Origin of the sequence: Streptomyces sp. NPDC048504, assembly GCF_043200035.1 — a bacterium.
Classification (GTDB): Bacteria; Actinomycetota; Actinomycetes; order Streptomycetales; family Streptomycetaceae; genus Streptomyces.
Window position 1 is genome coordinate 450,365 of record NZ_JBICXA010000004.1, and the last position, 18,233, is coordinate 468,597.

At 72.3% G+C, this 18,233-nt stretch carries 15 protein-coding genes; 6 read left to right on the forward strand and 9 right to left on the reverse strand.

Annotated features, from left to right (window positions below; genetic code table 11):
* Positions 1 to 79: 79 nt before the first annotated feature.
* Positions 80 to 1,558: a GNAT family N-acetyltransferase gene (locus ACGFY9_RS12965; RefSeq protein ID WP_393753767.1), complete on the forward strand. Its 1,479-nt coding sequence runs from the start codon at positions 80 to 82 to the stop codon at positions 1,556 to 1,558.
* Here the strand turns inward: ACGFY9_RS12965 and ACGFY9_RS12970 are convergent.
* Positions 1,527 to 2,792 carry a trans-sulfuration enzyme family protein gene (locus ACGFY9_RS12970; protein ID WP_393753768.1) on the reverse strand — a complete coding sequence of 422 codons (1,266 nt, stop codon included), beginning with the start codon at positions 2,790 to 2,792 and terminating at the stop codon, positions 1,527 to 1,529. The genes ACGFY9_RS12965 and ACGFY9_RS12970 overlap by 32 nt on opposite strands.
* A gap of 42 nt (positions 2,793 to 2,834) precedes the next feature.
* On the opposite strand from ACGFY9_RS12970, the gene ACGFY9_RS12975 reads away from it, so the two are divergent.
* A complete protein-coding gene (locus ACGFY9_RS12975; RefSeq protein WP_393753769.1) occupies positions 2,835 to 3,329 on the forward strand; it encodes an Lrp/AsnC family transcriptional regulator in 495 nt (164 codons plus the stop codon).
* A 33-nt stretch (positions 3,330 to 3,362) separates the two neighbouring features.
* A complete protein-coding gene (locus ACGFY9_RS12980) occupies positions 3,363 to 5,054 on the forward strand; it encodes a DUF885 domain-containing protein (RefSeq protein WP_393753770.1) in 1,692 nt (563 codons plus the stop codon).
* Between the two features lie 370 nt (positions 5,055 to 5,424).
* On the opposite strand, the gene ACGFY9_RS12985 is transcribed toward ACGFY9_RS12980, so the two are convergent.
* Complete coding sequence (locus ACGFY9_RS12985; protein ID WP_393753771.1) at positions 5,425 to 5,943, reverse strand: immunity 21 family protein; 519 nt, start codon at positions 5,941 to 5,943, stop codon at positions 5,425 to 5,427.
* A gap of 120 nt (positions 5,944 to 6,063) precedes the next feature.
* Positions 6,064 to 6,552, reverse strand: coding sequence for a rhodanese-like domain-containing protein (locus tag ACGFY9_RS12990; RefSeq protein ID WP_393753772.1), 489 nt, complete (start codon positions 6,550 to 6,552; stop codon positions 6,064 to 6,066).
* Between the two features lie 155 nt (positions 6,553 to 6,707).
* Here ACGFY9_RS12990 and ACGFY9_RS12995 point away from each other — a divergent pair, with 155 nt between their 5' ends.
* Positions 6,708 to 7,163: an Lrp/AsnC family transcriptional regulator gene (locus ACGFY9_RS12995; RefSeq protein WP_365610262.1), complete on the forward strand. Its 456-nt coding sequence runs from the start codon at positions 6,708 to 6,710 to the stop codon at positions 7,161 to 7,163.
* A 36-nt stretch (positions 7,164 to 7,199) separates the two neighbouring features.
* Here ACGFY9_RS12995 and ACGFY9_RS13000 read toward each other — a convergent pair whose 3' ends face one another.
* Together ACGFY9_RS13000 and ACGFY9_RS13005 are read right to left on the reverse strand one after the other, a co-directional pair.
* A complete protein-coding gene (locus tag ACGFY9_RS13000) occupies positions 7,200 to 10,190 on the reverse strand; it encodes an AAA family ATPase (protein ID WP_393753773.1) in 2,991 nt (996 codons plus the stop codon).
* A gap of 31 nt (positions 10,191 to 10,221) precedes the next feature.
* Positions 10,222 to 11,385 (reverse strand): exonuclease SbcCD subunit D, encoded by a 1,164-nt coding sequence (locus ACGFY9_RS13005; protein WP_393753774.1) that lies wholly within the window; start codon positions 11,383 to 11,385, stop codon positions 10,222 to 10,224.
* Positions 11,386 to 11,700: 315 nt separating this feature from the next.
* Between ACGFY9_RS13005 and ACGFY9_RS13010 the strand changes: the two genes are divergently transcribed.
* Positions 11,701 to 13,587, forward strand: a complete 1,887-nt coding sequence (locus tag ACGFY9_RS13010) for a protein kinase (protein ID WP_393753775.1) — start codon at positions 11,701 to 11,703, stop codon at positions 13,585 to 13,587.
* A 51-nt stretch (positions 13,588 to 13,638) separates the two neighbouring features.
* On the opposite strand, the gene ACGFY9_RS13015 is transcribed toward ACGFY9_RS13010, so the two are convergent.
* Positions 13,639 to 14,265 carry a YigZ family protein gene (locus tag ACGFY9_RS13015; RefSeq protein ID WP_393753776.1) on the reverse strand — a complete coding sequence of 209 codons (627 nt, stop codon included), beginning with the start codon at positions 14,263 to 14,265 and terminating at the stop codon, positions 13,639 to 13,641.
* 125 nt (positions 14,266 to 14,390) lie between these two features.
* Between ACGFY9_RS13015 and ACGFY9_RS13020 the strand changes: the two genes are divergently transcribed.
* On the forward strand, positions 14,391 to 16,376 hold the full coding sequence (locus ACGFY9_RS13020; protein ID WP_393753777.1) for an amino acid transporter: 1,986 nt from the start codon (positions 14,391 to 14,393) through the stop codon (positions 16,374 to 16,376).
* A 171-nt stretch (positions 16,377 to 16,547) separates the two neighbouring features.
* On the opposite strand, the gene ACGFY9_RS13025 is transcribed toward ACGFY9_RS13020, so the two are convergent.
* Genes ACGFY9_RS13025 through ACGFY9_RS13035 form a run of 3 tightly spaced genes read right to left on the reverse strand, consistent with a single transcriptional unit; the run spans position 16,548 to position 18,207 of the window.
* The gene (locus ACGFY9_RS13025) at positions 16,548 to 16,907 is read right to left on the reverse strand and encodes a hypothetical protein (RefSeq protein WP_393753778.1); all 360 of its coding nucleotides are present in this window, start codon (positions 16,905 to 16,907) and stop codon (positions 16,548 to 16,550) included.
* Complete coding sequence (locus ACGFY9_RS13030; protein WP_393753779.1) at positions 16,904 to 17,446, reverse strand: SixA phosphatase family protein; 543 nt, start codon at positions 17,444 to 17,446, stop codon at positions 16,904 to 16,906. Before ACGFY9_RS13030 ends, ACGFY9_RS13025 begins: the two co-directional genes overlap by 4 nt.
* On the reverse strand, positions 17,443 to 18,207 hold the full coding sequence (locus ACGFY9_RS13035; RefSeq protein ID WP_393753780.1) for a hypothetical protein: 765 nt from the start codon (positions 18,205 to 18,207) through the stop codon (positions 17,443 to 17,445). Before ACGFY9_RS13035 ends, ACGFY9_RS13030 begins: the two co-directional genes overlap by 4 nt.
* Positions 18,208 to 18,233 lie beyond the last annotated feature (26 nt).

The window sequence follows — 18,233 nt, forward strand, 5'->3', positions numbered from 1 at the left end:
CCACGCTTTTACCGGTAGGTCACAGAGCGTTCGTGATCACGCAACACCCTTCCTTCACAGTGGGTGCATGAGTCGAGACATGTTTGACGTGACGCGCACGAAGCACGGGCGTCCGGTGCACCACTGGCGGCGGGACCTGGTGGAGCTGGCCGCGCTGTTCACGGCGGTCGCGGTGGCGGACGTCGTGGCGGATCTGGTGGGGCACGGGCCCGACGGTCCGGTGCTGCTGGCGATCTCCGCGCTGGCGCTGATCGCCACGGCGGGGTTCCACACGTGGTGGTCACGCCGCCACGGTCATGCGCCGCCGACCGGCGATACCGGCGCCCGGCCCACCGCGGACCTGCGGCAGGCCGGGCCGACCGAGCGGACCGGACTGACCGGGGCGGAGCCCGAGTCCGCGTCCACCTCTGCCTCCGAGTCCGCGCAGTCCTCCGCGTCGGCCGACCCCGTCGCCGAGGCGGCCGCGCTGTGGCGGATGCGGACGACGGTGAAGGACGCGCCGGGGTCGCTGGCGGTGCTGTGCACGGCGCTGGCCGGCCGGCGGGTCGACATCCTGAGCCTGCAGACGCATCCGCTGGCCGAGGGCACGGTGGACGAGTTCCTGCTGCGGGCGCCGACCGAGGTCGCCGCGTCCGAGATCACCCGGGCGGTGTCGTCGGCCGGCGGTTCGGGCACCTGGATCGAGCGCGCCGACGCCCACGACCTGGTGGACGCGCCGACCCGTGTCCTGGGCCTGGCCACGCGCACGGCCCTGGACGCGGCCGAACTGCCGCTCGCGCTGCGGCAGTTGCTGGGCCGGTGCACCATCCGTTCGCTCCCCGCCAACGTTGTCGCCGGCAAGGGACGCGAGCCGGAGTCGGTGCCGGTGGAAGGGGCGTTGGAGGACACGGTCATGCGGCTGCGGGCGCCGGAAGGCGGAGTGATCACAGTGGAGCGGCCGTATCTGCCGTTCACGCCCACCGAGTTCGCCCGGGCGCGGGCGCTGGTCGAGCTGGACGCCCGGCTCGGTCCGCGCATCCCGCGCAGCCAGGACGTACTGACGCTGCCCGAGGGCAACGCGATCACCGTGCGGCGCGCGGACACCGGTGATCTGGACGCGGCGCGGGAGATGCACGAGCGGTGCTCGGCGCGGACGCTCGGTATGCGGTACCACGGGCCGGTCGGTGACGCCGACCGCTATCTCAACCACCTGCTCTCTCCGCGCTTCGGGCGGACGCTCGCCGTACAGACGGCGTCGGGGCGGATCGTCGGGCTCGGGCACCTGTTGTGGGACGGGGACGAGACGGAGGTCGCGCTGCTGGTCGAGGACGACTGGCAGCGGCGGGGTATCGGGAGCGAGTTGCTGGGGCGGCTGGTGGGGATGGCTGTCGAGGCGGGGTGCGAGAGCGTGTACGCGGTGACGCAGGCGTCCAACACGGGGATGGTCGCGGCGATGCGGGGGCTTGAGCTGCCGCTCGACTATCAGATCGAGGAGGGGACGTTGGTGGTCACGGCTCGGCTGAGTGCGGCCGTGGAGGTTGCGGAGGTTACGGAGTTCGGGAGGGCCGAAGCGCCGTAGCGGTTGCGGTTTGGCCTGCCACTGCGGGTGCGTCGTGGCTTGTCGCGCAGTTCCCCGCGCCCCTTGAGAGGGGCGCAAGCGCCCCATCCAAATCCGCCCACAGGTCATCGACGTCCTCCAGTCCCACCGACAGCCTCAGCAAGCGGTCGTTCACGCCCGAACGCCTCCTGTCCTCCTCGGTCACCACCCGGTGGCTGATCGACGCCGGGTGCTGGATGAGGGTGTCGACGCTGCCGAGGCTGACGGCCGGGGTGATGAGGCGGACGGCGGCGGTGACCTCGTGGGGGTCGCCGTGGACCTCGAAGGCGATCATCGCGCCGCCGATGCGCGGGTAGTGGACGCGGGCGACGCGCGGGTCGGCGGTGAGGCGGCGGGCGAGTTCAGCGGCGGTGGCGGACGCGGCCCGCACCCGTACCGGAAGGGTCGCGAGGCCGCGCAGCAGCAGATAGCCGGCCAGCGGGTGCAGCACGCCGCCCGTCGCGAACCGCACCTGGCGCAGCCGCCCGGCGAACTCCTCGTCGCAGGCCACCACGCCCGCCATCACATCGCCGTGTCCGCCGAGGTATTTGGTGGCACTGTGCAGGACGATGCGCGCGCCGTGTTCGGCGGGGCGTTGCAGGACCGGGGTGGCGAAGGTGTTGTCCACGAGGAGCGGGACCGAGCCGCAGGAGTGGGCGACGGCGCGCAGGTCGAGTTCGGCCAGGGTCGGGTTGGCCGGGGACTCGACGACGACCAGGCCGGTGTCCGGGCGCAGCGCGTCGGCGATCCCGGCCGGGTCGGTCCAGGTCACCTCGGAACCGAGCAGCCCGGCGGTGAGCAGGTGGTCACTGCAACCGTAGAGGGGCCGTACGGCCACCACATGCCGCAGCCCCGCCGCGGCCCGCGCCAGGAGGACGGCGGTCAGGGCCGCCATGCCGCTGGCGAACGCCACCGCGCTCTCGGTGCCTTCGAGGCGGGCGAGGGCGGTCTCGAAGCGGGCGACGGTCGGGTTGCCGACGCGGCCGTAGACGGGCGGGCCGTCCGGTTCGGCGCCGGTGGCGGCGAAGGCGTCGACGCGGGCGGCCTCGCCACGGCTGTCGTACGACGGGTAGGTGGTCGACAGGTCGATGGGCGCGGCGTGCAGGCCCTGCCGGGCGAGGTCGTCGCGGCCGGCGTGCACGGCTTCGGTGGCCAGGGCGCGTGGGGCCGGGGCGGGGTGCGGGCTCGTGGTGTCCATGGAGGGAAGGGTGAACATCGACCGGACCTCAAGCGGACAACACCGTGTTACGTTCGGCCCATGACCGAATCTGCCGTACTGGATCCGGTGGATCTCCATCTGCTGCGGTTGCTGCAGAACGACGCCCGGGCGACGTATCGCGAGCTCGCGGCGCAGGTGGGGGTCGCGCCGTCGACGTGTCTGGACCGGGTGGCGCGGCTGCGCCGGGCCGGGGTGATCCTCGGGCATCAACTGCGGCTCGATCCGGCCAAGTTGGGGCGTGGTCTTGAGGCGTTGCTGTCGGTGCAGGTGCGGCCGCATCGGCGGGAGCTGGTGGGGCCGTTCGTGGAGCGGATCCGGGCCTTGCCGGAGTCGCGGACCGTGTTCCATCTGACCGGTCCCGACGACTATGTCGTCCATGTGGCCGTGGCGGACATGGCGGACCTGCAGCGGCTGGTGCTGGACGAGTTCACGTCACAGCGCGAGGTGGCCCGGGTGGAGACCCGGTTGATCTTCCAGCAGTGGGACTGCGGGCCTTTGCTGCCGCTTGCCACGCCCACAGCTGAATCGGGGTGACGGGTCCCAGCCCCGCGTATGAGGATGGTCCCCATGTCGCAGACCAACACTCCGCTGCCCCGGCAGGTCGCCGACGCCTACGTCGACGACCTCATCACCCTCGACCCGGTCACCGGCACGTATCTCGGCGTGAAGGAGAGTTCGAGCCGGCTGCCCGATCTCTCCCCCGCAGGTCAGGAACGACTCGCCGAGCTTCAGCGGGCGACCCTCGCGAAGCTCGACGAGGCAGAGCGCCGACCCGGCGCGGACAGTGACAGCGAGCGCCGTTGCGCGCGCCTGCTGCGCGAGCGGCTCAACGCCGAACTCGGCGTGCACGAGGCCGAGGAGAGCCTGCGCGCGGTCGGCAACATGGCCACGCCCGCACATTCGGTGCGCGAGGTGTTCACGGTGACGCCGGCCCGGACCGACGAGGACTGGGTGGCGATCACCGAGCGGCTGCGCGCCGTGCCGACCGCGCTGGCGGGTTACCGCGAGTCCCTCCAACTGGGCCTGGACCGCAAGCTGTTCGCGGGTCCGCGCCCGACCGACACCTTCATCGGCCAGCTCACCGAGTGGTCGGACACGGACGGCCAGGGGCTCGGCTGGTTCGAGGACTTCGCCTCGGCGGGCCCCGATTCCCTGCGCGCCGAGCTGGACGAGGCCGCGCGTGCGGCGACCGCGGCCGTGGTGGAACTGCGGGACTGGATGCGCGACGTGTACGCGCCGGCCATCGAGGGCGCGCCGAACACGGTGGGCCGGGAGCGGTACGGACGTCTGGCGCGCTACTTCAACGGTACGGACCTCGATCTCGACGAGGCGTACGCGTACGGCTGGTCCGAGTACCACCGGCTGCTCGCCGAGATGAAGCAGGAGGCCGAGAAGATCCTGCCCGGCGCGGAGACTCCGTGGGTGGCGCTCGCGCACCTCGACGAGCACGGCCGGCACATCGAGGGCGTCGACGAGGTCCGCGTCTGGCTGCAGGGCCTGATGGACAAGGCGATCGAGGAACTAGACGGCACGCACTTCGAACTCGCCGAGCGGGTACGGAAGGTGGAGTCCTGCATCGCGCCTCCGGGCAGCGCGGCGGCGCCGTACTACACACCGCCGTCGGAGGACTTCTCGCGTCCGGGCCGGACCTGGTTGCCGACGATGGGCCAGACCCGCTTCCCGGTCTACGACCTCGTCTCCACCTGGTACCACGAGGGCGTCCCCGGTCATCACCTCCAGCTCGCGCAGTGGGCGCACGTCGCCGGGAACCTCTCCCGCTACCAGGCCACCATCGGCGGGGTCAGCGCCAACGCCGAGGGCTGGGCGCTGTACGCGGAGCAACTGATGGACGAGCTGGGCTACTTGGAGGACGCGGAGCAGCGGCTCGGCTACCTCGACGCGCAGATGATGCGGGCCACCCGGGTCATCGTCGACATCGGCATGCATCTGGAGATGGAGATCCCGGCGGACTCGCCGTTCCACCCCGGTGAGCGGTGGACGCCCGAGCTGGCCCAGGAGTTCTTCGGGGCGCACAGCAGCCGCCCCGCGGACTTCGTCGAGAGCGAACTGACCCGCTACCTCACGATCCCGGGCCAGGCCATCGGCTACAAACTCGGCCAGCGGGCCTGGTTGTCGGGCCGCGAGAACGCCCGCGCGCGGCACGGCGACGCCTTCGACCTGAAGGCCTGGCACATGGCCGCGCTGTCCCAGGGTTCGCTGGGCCTGGACGACCTGGTGGACGAGCTGTCACAGCTCTGACGCGGGGTGCGGTGACGCACGGTGCGACATGTCGGCGGCCGGGTCCCGGAGTTCGGGACCCGGCCGCCGTGTGCGTCGGACGCCGGTGGCTGACGTCCCGTTCACCGACCGGCAGTTCCGGGCCGTGACCGCCGTCCGTGTACGTCACCGGAGCCGAAGTCCCCTCAGCCGCACGCGAGTTCGGACCGAGGTCGCACCGCCCGTGTCTGAAGCCGGGCAACGGAGTCCCCTTCAGCCAACCGCTGATTCCGGGATGCGATCGCCGCCCGTATCCGACGCCAGGGCCGAGACGTCCCCTTAGCCACCCGCCAGTTCAGGCCCCGGTCGCCCCCGTGTCCGACACCGGCACCAAAGCCCCGCCCTACACCCGTCAGCCAGAAAGCCGTCGCAGCTGAACAAGCCCCAGCCACGTCTCCGGACCCGGTTGCGCCTGCCCCGCCCGCACGGCATAACGCCCTGGCTCCAGGTCGACCTTCAGGTGTTCCGTGCCCTCCGACTCCCGTCCGGGCCACGCCGAGTCGAACAGGACGACAGGGCCAGGTACGTCCCAGTGCACCTCGTTCTCCCAGGTCGCGCCGGCGAGCGCGGCGGGGATGACGGACAGGACCTCGTCCTCGGAGTTCGCGGCGCACCACCGTACGAACGTGCCGTGTTCCGGGAGGAAGGAGGTCGACGCGGGGTCGTCCCCGAGGACCAGCGCCGCACTGTCCCCCACGGGCAGCAGGCCGGCGTATCCACCGACCTCGCAGGCCCGGTCGTAGTCCGAGGCCAGTTCGTCGCCGTCGGCTCCCGTCCAGAACGGCAACACCGTCGTCGGCACCGCTATGAGCGGTCCGCCGCCCGACTCCACCCACTGCACCGCCGTTCCCGGCTCCGCGTATCGCGCCATGGGCAGAACCTACACGCACAGCGATCCCACATGTTGAGGGTTCAAGAGACCCGGCGCGTCGACGGTCGGCGTACGAACTCGCCCTCCGTGGCGCCGAGTTGAAGGAACACCGACCAGGAGTCAACAGCCGCAGTCGTCCGCCCCCACCGGCGCCGTCAACGAATCGACCGCACGCCTTTCACTCCCCTCCCACGTCTCGAACGCGAAGCCCTCACGCACCCAGTACTCGAAGCCACCGAGCATCTCCTTGACCTGGTACCCGAGTTCGGCGAGCGCGAGGGCGGCCCGGGTGGCGCCGTTGCAGCCCGGACCCCAGCAATACGTCACGACCGGCACGGACTTGTCGAGGAGATCTTCTGCCTGCACCGGGATGAGCGCCGTGGGGAGGTGGACCGCTCCAGGGACGTGGCCCTGGTCCCATGACTCGGTGGAGCGTGAGTCGAGGACGACGAAACCGGGGAAACCGGGGTCGCCGCCGGCCGCGAGCGCGGCGGCCACGTCGGACACGTCGGCGTGGAAGGCGAGGCTCGCGCGGAAGTGGGCGGCCGCCGCGGAGGGAGCGGCGGGGGCTACCCGCAGAACAGGGTTGGCGACGGTACTGCTGCTCATGATCCGGCCTTTCACCGAGGTGCCTACACGTCTCTGGATCCCTACATCTCCAGATCTCTACGTCGAGAAATCTACGGTCGCCGACCGGTCCACTGAAGGGACGATCCCCGCCGTACCCCTTGATCGGCCGGGGATTCCCCTGCTATTCCTCGGGTATGACCGCTCATTCCACGTACACCCCGGACGCCACGGACTGGCGCATCCTCGACGTCCTCCAGCGGGAGGGGCGCGCCAGTTTCGCCGAGCTGGCCCGGGCCGTCTCCATGTCCGCGAGCGCGGTGACCGAGCGGGTGCGGCGGCTGGAGGAGGCGGGGGTGATCCAGGGATACGCGGCGGTCGTGGACCCTGAGCGGCTGGGCCTGCCGATCCTGGCGTTCGTGCGGCTGCGCTATCCGAACGGCAACTACAAGCCCTTCCACGACCTGGTCGCGGTAACGCCGGAGATCCTGGAGGCGCATCACATCACGGGCGACGACTGCTTCATGATCAAGGTCGCGGCCCGTTCGATGCGCCACCTGGAGGAGGTGTCGGGGAAGATCGGCGCCCTGGGCTCGGTCACCACCAGCGTCGTCTACTCCTCACCGCTGCCCCGCCGCCCCCTGGGCCACTGACCCCACGGCCCACTGACCTCGCGAGCCCGACCGACCTCACTGCCCCCGCTGCCGTACGGCCGACCCGTCCCGCTCCTTCACGATCTCCAGCTGCGCGTGGATCCGCCGTCGCAGATCGGCGACATGGCTGACGATGCCGACGCTGCGGTCCCGTTCGCGCAGGGAGTCGAGGACGTCGAGGACCTCGTCGAGGGTCTGCTCGTCGAGGCTGCCGAAGCCCTCATCGATGAAGAGGGTGTCGAGCCGGACCCCGCCGGCCTCGTCGGTGACCACGTCCGCGAGCCCGAGCGCGAGGGCGAGCGACGCGAAGAACGTCTCGCCGCCGGACAGCGTCGCGGTGTCCCGCTCCCGCCCGGTCCACGCGTCGACGACATGCAACCCGAGTCCGCTACGGCCGCGCCCGGCCCGGTCGTCGGAGTGCACGAGGGTGTAACGCCCGGACGACATGCGCTGCAACCGTACGGTCGCGGCGGCGGCCACCTGTTCCAGGCGGGCGGCGAGAACGTACGACTCCAGGCGCATCCGGCGTTCGTTGTCGGCCGAGGTGCCGGCGGTGAGGGCGGCGAGGCGGGCCACCCGGTCGTACTCCTCGCGCAGCGGGGCGAGTTGACGTGCTCCGGCGGCCGATCGGGCGGAGAGCCGGTCGAGTTCGGCGCAGCGCCGGGCAGCCGCGTCGCGCGCGGAGGCCGCGTGCCGTGTCCGCTGGACGGCCGCGGCCGCGGCGCGCTCCGCCGCGTCGAGGTCGGCGGGCGCCAGCTGCGCGGCTGCCGCCGTGTCGGCCTCCGTCAGGACGGCCCGTACGGCGGCCTCCTCCGACTGCCAGGCGTCCAGGCGCCGTTGGAGTTCGCGATGGGCGGTGTCGTCGAGAAGGGCGGCGGCCGCGGCCTGCGGGGTGTCGAACCCGGCGCGGAAGGCGGCGTCGGCGAGCCGGGCGTCGGCGTCCTTGAGGCGCTGTGCGGTGTCCTCGGCGGTACGGACGGCGTCGGCCGCGTCGGTGAGCAGCGCGGCCTGCCGCTCCAGTTGGGCGGCACGCGCGGCCACGCTGTCGGCGGCGCCCCTGGACTGCGCCAACTCCCCTTCCAGGGAGGCCCGTTCGCGGTCCAGGGTGTCGCGCAGGGTCGTACGGGAGGCGGCTCGGAGCGCGGCCTGCTGCTGGATCGCGGTCCGCCGCTCGTGCTCCTGCTCGGCCCGGCGCAGCTCCTCGGTCGCGGGGTGCAGCCAGGACGCGTCCCGGCGCGCCTGCTCGTAGAGCCGCTCCAACTCGGCAACCTCGTCGGCGAGTTGACCGGTCGGCGTGTCACCCGCCTCGGCGGTGGCGGCGGCGAGGGCTTCCCGTACGACGCCCAGGCGGCGCTCGGCCTCGGTGCGCTGTTCCTCGGCGCGCTGGTGGGCGGTGAGGGCCTGTTCCTCTGCCGCGCGGTCGACGTGCCCGGCGGATTTACGTGCGGGGGCGGGGTGTTCGGTGGCTCCGCAGACGGCACAGGGGGCGCCGTCGGTGAGGTGGGCGGCGAGTTCGGCGGCGATGCCGTTCAGCCGCTGTTCCTTGAGGTCGAGCCAGTGGGCGCGGGCCTCGACGGCGCGTTCGGCGGAGGCGAGCACCTGCCGCTGGGCGTCCTCGGTGTCACCGGCGAACTGGTCCCGCTGCCGGGCCGCCCCGAGACGCCGCTCGGCGGGCTCGCGCCGGATGCCGAGCTGTTCGGCCCGCGCGGTGGCCTCCTGAGCCGACTCGATCCGCGCCTGAAGTCCCGCACGGGTGGCGTCCCACCCGGCGAGCCAGGCCTCGGCCTCCTGGCGTACGTCCTCGTCGGCGCGCTCCTGGCGGTCCAACTCGGCGCGCTCCACGCCGAGTTCGGTGAGCCTTTGTTCGGCGCGGCGGGCGGATTCCAGTCCGCCCAGTTCCTCGGCGGCCCGGCGTGCGGCGGCGGCGAGCCCGGTCGCGCCGGCGCCCGCGAAGGTGTCCGGCAGCAGGTCACGCGCACGTGTCTCGGCCCGGGCGGCATCCTGGTGCTCGGCGTCGGCGGCCTCGCGCAGGTCCAGCGCCGGCGCCACCGCCTCCGCCTTCCGGGCCCGCTCCATCCGCGCCTGCGCCTGCCGGTAGCCGTCGGCCCGCTCCTCCATGAGGGTGGCCCGCTCCCGCGCCTGCGCGAACCGCTGTTGCAGGCGGGCCAGTTCACGGGCGTCGGCCAGTTCACGATCGGCGGCGACCTGGGCGGACTCGGCGGCGGTCAGCCCACTCCGCGCGACGGTCAGCTGCTCGCGTGCGGTGCTGCGGGCGACGGCCGCCGCGCCCAACACCGCGTCGGCGAGGCCGGGTTCGCCCGGGGCGAGCTCCGGCAGCTCCATGGCGTCACCGGCGGCCTGCTGCATGCGGTGCGCGTCGGCGAGCAACTCGGCGTCGCCCTCGCGGACTTGGGCCTCGGTGGCGCGGCGCCGCTCCGCGAGCCGCTTCTCGACCTCGGCGAAGCGGTGCGTGTCGAAGAGCCGCCCGAGCAGCTTGCCGCGCGCCTCGGCGTCGGACCGCAGGAAACGCGCGAACTCGCCCTGGGGCAACAGCACGACCTGGCAGAACTGTTCCCGGCTCATGCCGAGCAGCTGGGTGATCTCCTCGCCGATCTCCTGGTGCGAGCGGCTGAGGTCCTTCCAGGTGCCGGCCGACGCGTCGTACTCGCGCAGCCAGCTCTGCGCCTTGTCCAGCGTGCTGCCGGTGCCGCGCTTCTTGGGTCGCGCCCAGGGCGGCTGCCGGGTGAGCTCCAACCGCCGCCCGGCGACGGTCAGTTCGAGCCGCACCTCGGTGCGCGTGCCGGCCGCCGCGTGGTCGCTGCGCAGGGTGAGCCCCTGACCGGACTGACGTACGCCGGGCACCGAGCCGTAGAGCGCGTAGCACACGGCGTCGAGGACGGAGGTCTTGCCGGCGCCGGTCGGGCCGTGGAGCAGAAACAGCCCGGCGGAGGACAGCTCGTCGAAGTCGACGGTCTGGGAACCGCCGAAGGGCCCGAAGGCGGTGATGTCGAGCCGATGCAGCCTCATCGGGCGCCCCCTGTTCCCGCGTGCCGCACGCTCACGGCGCCACCTCCCGTACCACCGAGTCCGCGCGCACCGAGTCGAACGCCTCCTGGAGAACTACCTGTTCGTGCTCGTCGGGACCGGCGCCGCGTACGTGGGCCACGAAGTCGTCGGCGATCTCGCGGTCGTCGCGGCCCGCGAGGCGGCGGGCGTACGACACGTCGGGGTCGTCGGGGCCGCGCTCGGGGTCGAAGACGAGAGTGAGCGTGTGCGGGAAGCGCTCGGTGAGGCGGGCCATGGGGTCGTCCGGGCGCACGGGGTCGGTGAGTGTCGCCTCGACCCACGCCTCCTCTTGCCGCGCGAGGCCGGGGTCGTGCAGGAGGTCCTCCAACGGGCCCCGGATCCGGGCCAGTTCGCGCGGTACCGGGCAGTCGAGGCGCTCGGCGGTGACGTTCCCGTCGGCGTCCAGGTCGACGAGCCACATGCTCTTGCGGTGGTCGGCCTCGGAGAAGGAGTACGGCAGCGGGGAGCCCGAGTAGCGGACTCGGCCGGTGATGGTCTGGGAGCCGTGCAGATGCCCGAGTGCCACGTAGTCGACGCCGTCGAAGACCCCGGCCGGTACGGCGGCGACCCCGCCCACGGTGATGTCCCGCTCGCTGTCGCTGGCCTCGCCGCCGGTGACGAAGGCATGCGCGAGGACCACGGAACGGGTGCCGGGCGCGCGGTCGGCGAGGTCGGCCCGGACGCGGTCCATGGCGGCGGCGAGGACCGCCTCGTGGCCGGCCTTCTCCACCCCGAACTCGGCCTTCACCAGGGCGGGTTCGAGGTACGGCAGTCCGTAGAAGGCCACGTCGCCGAACGCGTCCAAAATGACCACGGGCGTCCCGCAGGCCGAGGGTTCGGTGCGGAGGTAGATGCCGGCGCGGTCGATCAGACCGGCGCCGACTCCGAGGCGGCGGGCCGAGTCATGGTTCCCGGAGATCATCACCGTGGGCACGCCCAGGTCGGCGAGCCGGTGCAGGGTGGCGTCGAACAGCTCGACCGCGGCCAGCGGCGGCACCGCCCGGTCGTACACGTCTCCCGACACGACCACCGCGTCCACATCGCGCTCACGCACGGTGGCGACGAGGTGACTCACGAAGTCGGCCTGGGCCCCGAGCATGTTCACGCGGTGGAACGCCCGGCCCAGGTGCCAGTCGGAAGTGTGCAGCAGTCTCATCGGTCCACCACGCTAGCGCCTGTCGGCCCCTGAACCACCATTGACCTCGGAGTTCCCACGCATTCGGGACCTTATGGCAGGAAATATGCCCCATACGCGGATCAGTGACCGACGTCACGACGCTGAAGGCGACCGTGCGGCCGACGCGGCTTGGCGCCCGCTGTGGAAAATCCCAACTCCCTTGTCGCACACATGTGCTGCGCTAATCTCACGTCACACGCACCACGCGAGAGACACAGGGTTCCCATGCCAGTCGAGTTCCGCGGTCGGTCCGAAACGATGGCCTATGCGGCGGCGGGGATGGAGCCGCCTCCCGTGGTGCCCCTGCGGAAGAGCGACCCGCGCCAGGCGGGTCCGTACCGGTTGACGTCGGTGCTCGGCAGCGGCGGGATGGGCCGGGTCTATCTGGGCCGCGACGCCACCGGCGCCACGGGCCCGGCCGCCGTGAAGGTGATCCGGCCCGAGTACGCGGAGGACCCGCTGTTCCGCAAGCGCTTCGAGCGCGAGGTCGGCGCGCTGGGCCGGATCCAAGGGGCGCACATCGTACGGCTGTTGGGCAGCGGCTGCGACGAGGACCTGGTGTGGGTCGCCACCGAGTACATACCCGGGCCCACCCTCGCGGAGCTGGTCGACGCGCGCGGGCCGGTCGACGTGGCGGCCGCCTGGCGGCTGCTGGCCGACGTGGGGCGGGCGATCGAGGCGATCTGGCGCGCGGGGATCGTGCACCGCGACCTCAAGCCGTCCAACGTCATCCTGGGTGCCGACGGCGCCCGCGTCATCGACTTCGGTGTCGTCCAGGCCGGCGACGGCACCTCGATCACCGTCACCGGCCAGAACGTCGGCACCCCCGCCTACATGTCCCCGGAGCAGGTGCGCGGCCAGGAGGTCACCGCCGCCTCCGACGTCTTCTCGCTGGCCTCCACGCTCACCTACGCCGTCGCCGGGGAGGCCCCGTTCGGCGACGGCACGGGCGTCGACGTGCTGCACCGGGTGGCGTTCGACCCGCCCCGGAAGGACGTCCTCGACAAGGTCGCGGGCGTCGACGCGGAGCTGGCCGCGTTCATCCGCACCTGCCTGGACAAGGACCCCGAGCTGCGGCCGTTACCCGAGGCGGTGTTCAGAACGGCCATCGGGCATCAGCTGTCCGCACCGGCCGGCGGTCCTCCACGGGTCACCCCCCAGCGCAGGTCCTCCCCCGTCGAGCCACCCGCGGCCCACCCTTCGGCGGCACCCCCGGACCCGCCCACCACGTCCCGGAAACACGCGAACACTCCTGGAAAACGCGGGAAGTTGATCGCGGCCGCCGTCGCCGGGGCCGCCCTTCTCGTCGCCGGCAGCATCACCGCGACGCTGCTCCTGCTGCACCACGACGGCAGCGGGACGTCGGCCGGTCCCGGACCGGGGACGCCCCCGGCACTCGCCGTACCGGAGAACTCTCCCTCGGGGCCGGGCAGTTCGCCGAGTACGGCCGCCTCCGCGTCGGCGACGAAGGGCGGGGCGTCGCAGAGCCCGACGAGCGCGCCGGTCACCCGCGATCCCGCGAACCTCGACATCCGGCTCTCCTCCTGCGTCACCGAACTCACCTCGGGCTCCCACGGCGACTGCGTCAAGGCGCTCCAACTCCTGCTCGCCGGTTACGGGTTGCACGTCACGGTCGACGGCGAGTTCGGGAAGTCGACGGTCGACGCGCTGAAGGTCTTCCAGACCGAGGCCGGGACCACCGCCAGCGGCACGGTCGACGCGCAGACCGCGAAGCTGCTGTACGGCACGGAACGCGGGCCGGTCCGCGCCGGCACGGTGACAGTGACCGAGAGCGTCCACACGGCCGATGCCGCCCGGTGCCTCGACGCGCACGTCACCGCGGTACAGGTGTGGGCGTGCAACGGCACGGCACCGCAGAAGTGGGCGCTGTTCCGGGTGCCCGGGCACACCTCCCAGTACCTGGTGGTCAATCAGGGCAACCACGCCTGCCTGGACGCCGACGCGAGCACGGTGGGCCAGAACTTCTCGAAGATCCGGGTCAGGAGCTGCGACGGGCTGAGCGCGCAGCGGTGGCGACTGGGCGGCGCCGGGACCCTGGTCAGCGCCCCGGACGGTTTCTGTCTGGACGCGGAGGCCTCCGAGTCGGGCAGGGACGGTCAGACCGTCCAGACCTTCGGCTGCGCGGGCAACTCCAACCAGGTCTGGGCTTGGGCCTCCTGACGCGCCATCAGCTGCGGATCTCCCTGACGTACCGTCAAGGCCCCAAGCCCCTCATGCGTCCCCGTACGCCTCGCCGCCCAGCTCCAGCCCCGCCGTCCCCGCCGTCGCATCCGCCAACCACCCCCGGAACGCGTCCACTTCGGCGTCCGGCAGACCGATCTCGATGGTGACCTCCTCGCCGTAGCGGACGTCCCGGACCTCGCGGCCGGTGGCGCGCAGGTCGTTCTGGATCTTGCCCGCGCGCTGGTGGTCGACGGTCACCGTGGCGAGGCGGAAGCGGCGGCGGGTGATCGTGCCGAGGGAGTCGAGGGCCTCGCCGACCGAGCCGCCGTAGGCCCGGATGAGGCCGCCCGCGCCGAGCTTGACGCCGCCGTAGTAGCGGGTGACGACGGCGACGACGTACCGCATGTCGCGGCGCAGCAGCATCTGGAGCATGGGGACGCCTGCCGTGCCGCCGGGTTCGCCGTCGTCGCCCGCCTTCTGGATCGCGGCGTCGGCGCCGATGACGTAGGCGAAGCAGTTGTGGGAGGCGTCCGTGTGGTCCTTGCGGATGCGGGCGATGACGTCCTGGGCCTCCTGTTCGGTGGCCGCCGGGGCGAGGGCGCACAGGAAGCGGGAGCGGTTGACCTCGGTCTCGTGCACGCCCGGGCGGGCCACTGTGCGGTACTCGTCCTGCATCCGGCCAGCCTATGCGCAGGATCGGAGGTCGCCCCCGGTCCGGGTACGGGCAAGGATGTGGTGGATACTCGCTCCTCGTTGCCCGGGCACCGGGCAGGTTCGTCCGATCACAGGGAGTCCCCAGCATGACCGGCGCGCAGGTGGACCCTACGGAGACCACGGCGTCCGGCGGTTCCGGGTCCGCCGCGGAGCGCTGCCGGGCCTGGCTCCTGGACGGTCTGAGCGAGCAGAGCGCCCGGCATCCGGGCCCGCACGCCACCCCGAACCCGGAGCACGAGGGTCACCGCTGGTGGCGGGTCATGTGTCTGACCGGCGTCGACTACTTCTCCACCCTCGGCTACCAGCCGGGCATCGCCGCCCTCGCGGCCGGACTGCTGTCCCCGCTGGCGACCGTCGTACTGATCGGGCTGACCCTCCTCGGGGCGCTGCCGGTCTACCGGCGGGTGGCGCACGAGAGCCCGCACGGCGAGGGGTCGATCGCCATGCTGGAACGGCTGCTGCCGTGGTGGTCGGGGAAGATCTTCGTCCTGGTGCTGCTGGGCTTCGCGGCGACTGACTTCATGATCACGGTCACCCTGTCGGCGGCGGACGCGGCGGCGCACGTCGTGGAGAACCCGTTCGCGCCGGGCTGGATGCACGGCGGGAACACGTGGATCACGCTGGTGCTCGTCGGGGCGCTGGGCGCGGTCTTCCTCAAGGGGTTCCGGGAGGCCATCGGGATCGCCGTGGTGCTGGTGGGCGTGTATCTCACGCTCAACGTGGTGGTGCTCGCGGTGTCCGCCTGGGAGGTGCTGAGCCATCCGGTGAAGATCGGCGACTGGACGGACGCGATGACGGCCGCGCACTCCTCACCGCTGGCGATGGTCGGGGTCGCGCTGCTCGTGTTCCCGAAACTCGCGCTCGGCATGTCCGGCTTCGAGACCGGTGTGGCGGTGATGCCGCAGGTCAAGGGCGATGACACGGACACCTGGGCGAAGCCCACGGGCCGGATCCGCGAGACCCGGAAGCTGCTCACCACGGCCGCCCTGATCATGTCCGGCTTCCTGCTGCTGTCCAGCCTGGCGACGACGATCCTGATCCCGCAGAGCGCGTTCAAGGCGGGCGGCCCGGCGAACGGCCGTGCGCTCGCCTATCTCGCGCACGAGCATCTGGGCCAGGTCTTCGGCACGTTCTACGACGTCTCGACGATCGCGATCCTGTGGTTCGCGGGCGCCTCCGCACTCGCCGGCCTGCTGAACCTCGTACCGCGCTATCTGCCGCGCTACGGCATGGCGCCGGAGTGGACGGGGGCGGTGCGCCCCCTGGTCCTGGTCTTCATGGTGTCGGCCGTCCTGATCACCCTGTGGTTCCACGCGAGCGTCGACGCGCAGAGCGGCGCGTACGCGACGGGTGTGCTGGTGCTGATGCTCTCCGCGGCCTTCGCCTCGACGGTCACCGTGCACAAGCGGGGCCATCGGAAGGCCACGCTCGGGTTCGGCGTGATCACCGCCGTGTTCGCGTACACACTCGTCACGAACGTCATCGAACGGCCCGACGGCATCAAGATCGCGGGCATCTTCATCGTGCTGATCCTGGTGACGTCGTTCGGTTCACGCGTGCACCGCGCCTTCGAACTCCGCGCCGCCGAGATCACGTTCGACGACAAGGCGTCCCGTTTCATCGACGAGGCGGCACGCCGCGGTCCGCTCCGGCTGATCGCGAACGAGCCTCAGGAACACAGCACCCGTGAGTACCGCGCCAAGGAGTACAGCCAGCGCGAGGAGACCCATATCCCGGACGGCGGGCCGGTGTTGTTCCTGGAGGTGTTCCTCCGCGACTCCTCGGACTTCTCCGCGGACATCTCCGTGCACGGCGACGAGAAGTACGGAGTACGCCGACTCCGCGTCGAGGGCCCCACGGTCCCCAACGCGATCGCCGCCGTCCTCCTCTCGCTGCGCGACCGCACCGACGAGGTCCCGCACGCCTACTTCACCTGGACCGAGGGCAACCCGGTCAGCCACCTGATCCGCTTCCTCGTCTTCGGCGACGGCGAGGTGGCACCGGTGACCCGCGAGGTCCTGCGCCGCGCGGAACCGGACCCAGAACGGCGGCCGCGCGTCCACGTCGGCTGAACGGCCGCTCACGGCAAGGACGTCGACTGTCAGCGGCAGTGAGCCAGCGGCGGCGCAGGCGTTTGTCGGTGATCGGCGGGGTGGGGTCGATGTAGAAGTCGCCAGGATTCACGTCGATGCGGTCGAGGACGTCGTCGCCGAGTTCCACGCCGGCCGCGGCGAGGAGGTCGGTCAGCTGGTCGGGGCGGCGCGGGCCGATGAGTACCGCGGAGACCGCCGGATGGGTCCGCACGAAGGCGGTCGCCAGATGGGCAGCGGCAGTCCGGCCTCGGCGGCCGGCGCGGCCAGTTCGCGCGCGGCGTCGGCCTTGGCCCGCACGCCCGGCCGGCTGAGGTCGAACATCTTCGCCCCCGCGCCGGCGCTGCGGTGCCCGGCGGTGGGATCCGAACGCCCCGACAGCCCGCCGGAGTTGAGCGGCCCGAAGGTCAGCACGCCCATGCCGTAGCGCTGGGCGGTGGGCGGCACCCGGCTCTCCACCCCGCGGGTGAGGATCGAGCACGGCGACTGCCCGGTGCGGCCCTGAAGTCTCACCTCTTCCTGCCCCTCGGCACGGTCATGCCCGTCAACAGGGCTGTGCCCGGGGCGAGTTCCTGCCACGTGCTGCCGTGCCAGGCCAGCACCGCGATCGCCGAGGTCGGGAACTTCACGCGGACCTCGTCGAGCGCGTCGTCGAGGCTGTCGCCGGCGAGGTCGAGGACTAGTTCCTCCAGGCCGGGGTTGTGCCCGATCAGGAGCAACGTCTCGACCTCGGGCGGCACTTGGTGGACGGCGTCGAGAAGTTCCGGTACGTCGGCCGCGTACAGCCCCGGCTCGTACCGCACCGGCGGCGGGGTGCCCCACTCGGCGGACGCCAACTCCCAGGTCTGGCGCGCCCGTACGGCCGTGGAGCACAGGGCGAGGTCCGGCAGGGAGTCGGTCTCGGCGAGGGCGATACCGGCGGCCGGGGCGTCGCGGCGCCCGCGCGGGGCGAGGGGGCGCTGGTGGTCGGGAACGCCCTCCGGCCAGGCGGACTTGGCGTGCCGCAGCACGACGAGGCGGCGCAACGGACGGGCCCCGGCGCGGGCGTTCACGCCAACGACCCGATGTCACGGGTGAGTTCGAGCCCGAGGAGCCGGTCCGCGTAGGCGTACGTCTCGAAGCGGGCGCCGTCCGCCAGATCGGGCCAGGCCTCCACCCGGCGCAGCACGTCCAGGACTTCGGGCACGTTCAGGTCGTCCTCCCAGGCGGTCCGCAGCTCCGCACGCACCTCGTCGGGCACCGGCCGCGAGGGCCGCCGCGCCCAGTCGGCGACGGAACCGCGCCAGTGCGCCAGCGTCCGCCGCGCCTCCTCCAGGACGTCCGCGTCGAGCCGTACCGGCAGGTCACGGGGGTGCGAGAGCAGGGCGAGGCGGAGCGCGCCCGGGTCGGAGAGGCCGGGCGCGGCGGCCGTGGGGGAATCGACGGGTGCCACGGCCACCAGGACTCCCCCGGGTGTCTCGACGCCCTCCGTCGCCACGTGGAGGACCTGGGCCTCGCCCAGTCCGGAGCCGAGGTCTCCGCCGTCCTCGAAGGGCCGTATGCCCAAGGCCCGTGCCGCGGCGCGGAGTTCGGCCTGCTGGTGGTCGCCGGTGAGGAGCGACCACACGGGGGTGCCGCCGAGTTCCAGGGCGCGTACGAGGAGGTCCGAAATGAGGAGCACTCGTAGTGTCGTGGGTGCCAGGCCCGACGCGTGCGCCTCGACCCTGGTCAGGCCACGGCGGGCGGGGGCGGCTTCGACGGGCTCGCCGGTTCGGGCGTCGGTGATGCGCAGCACGGCCTGAGCGTAGGCGGGCGGAGGGCCGTACGCATGCATGTTCGCTCTGTTCCGGCTGAGCTGGC

Coding starts and splice junctions, on each gene's coding strand:
- ACGFY9_RS12965 (WP_393753767.1), top strand. CDS start 80: ATGTTTGACGTGACGCGCACGAAGCACGGGCGTCCGGTGCACCACTGG.
- ACGFY9_RS12970 (WP_393753768.1), bottom strand. CDS start 2,792: ATGTTCACCCTTCCCTCCATGGACACCACGAGCCCGCACCCCGCCCCG.
- ACGFY9_RS12975 (WP_393753769.1), top strand. CDS start 2,835: ATGACCGAATCTGCCGTACTGGATCCGGTGGATCTCCATCTGCTGCGG.
- ACGFY9_RS12980 (WP_393753770.1), top strand. CDS start 3,363: ATGTCGCAGACCAACACTCCGCTGCCCCGGCAGGTCGCCGACGCCTAC.
- ACGFY9_RS12985 (WP_393753771.1), bottom strand. CDS start 5,943: ATGGCGCGATACGCGGAGCCGGGAACGGCGGTGCAGTGGGTGGAGTCG.
- ACGFY9_RS12990 (WP_393753772.1), bottom strand. CDS start 6,552: ATGAGCAGCAGTACCGTCGCCAACCCTGTTCTGCGGGTAGCCCCCGCC.
- ACGFY9_RS12995 (WP_365610262.1), top strand. CDS start 6,708: ATGACCGCTCATTCCACGTACACCCCGGACGCCACGGACTGGCGCATC.
- ACGFY9_RS13000 (WP_393753773.1), bottom strand. CDS start 10,190: ATGAGGCTGCATCGGCTCGACATCACCGCCTTCGGGCCCTTCGGCGGT.
- ACGFY9_RS13005 (WP_393753774.1), bottom strand. CDS start 11,385: ATGAGACTGCTGCACACTTCCGACTGGCACCTGGGCCGGGCGTTCCAC.
- ACGFY9_RS13015 (WP_393753776.1), bottom strand. CDS start 14,265: ATGCAGGACGAGTACCGCACAGTGGCCCGCCCGGGCGTGCACGAGACC.
- ACGFY9_RS13020 (WP_393753777.1), top strand. CDS start 14,391: ATGACCGGCGCGCAGGTGGACCCTACGGAGACCACGGCGTCCGGCGGT.
- ACGFY9_RS13035 (WP_393753780.1), bottom strand. CDS start 18,207: ATGCATGCGTACGGCCCTCCGCCCGCCTACGCTCAGGCCGTGCTGCGC.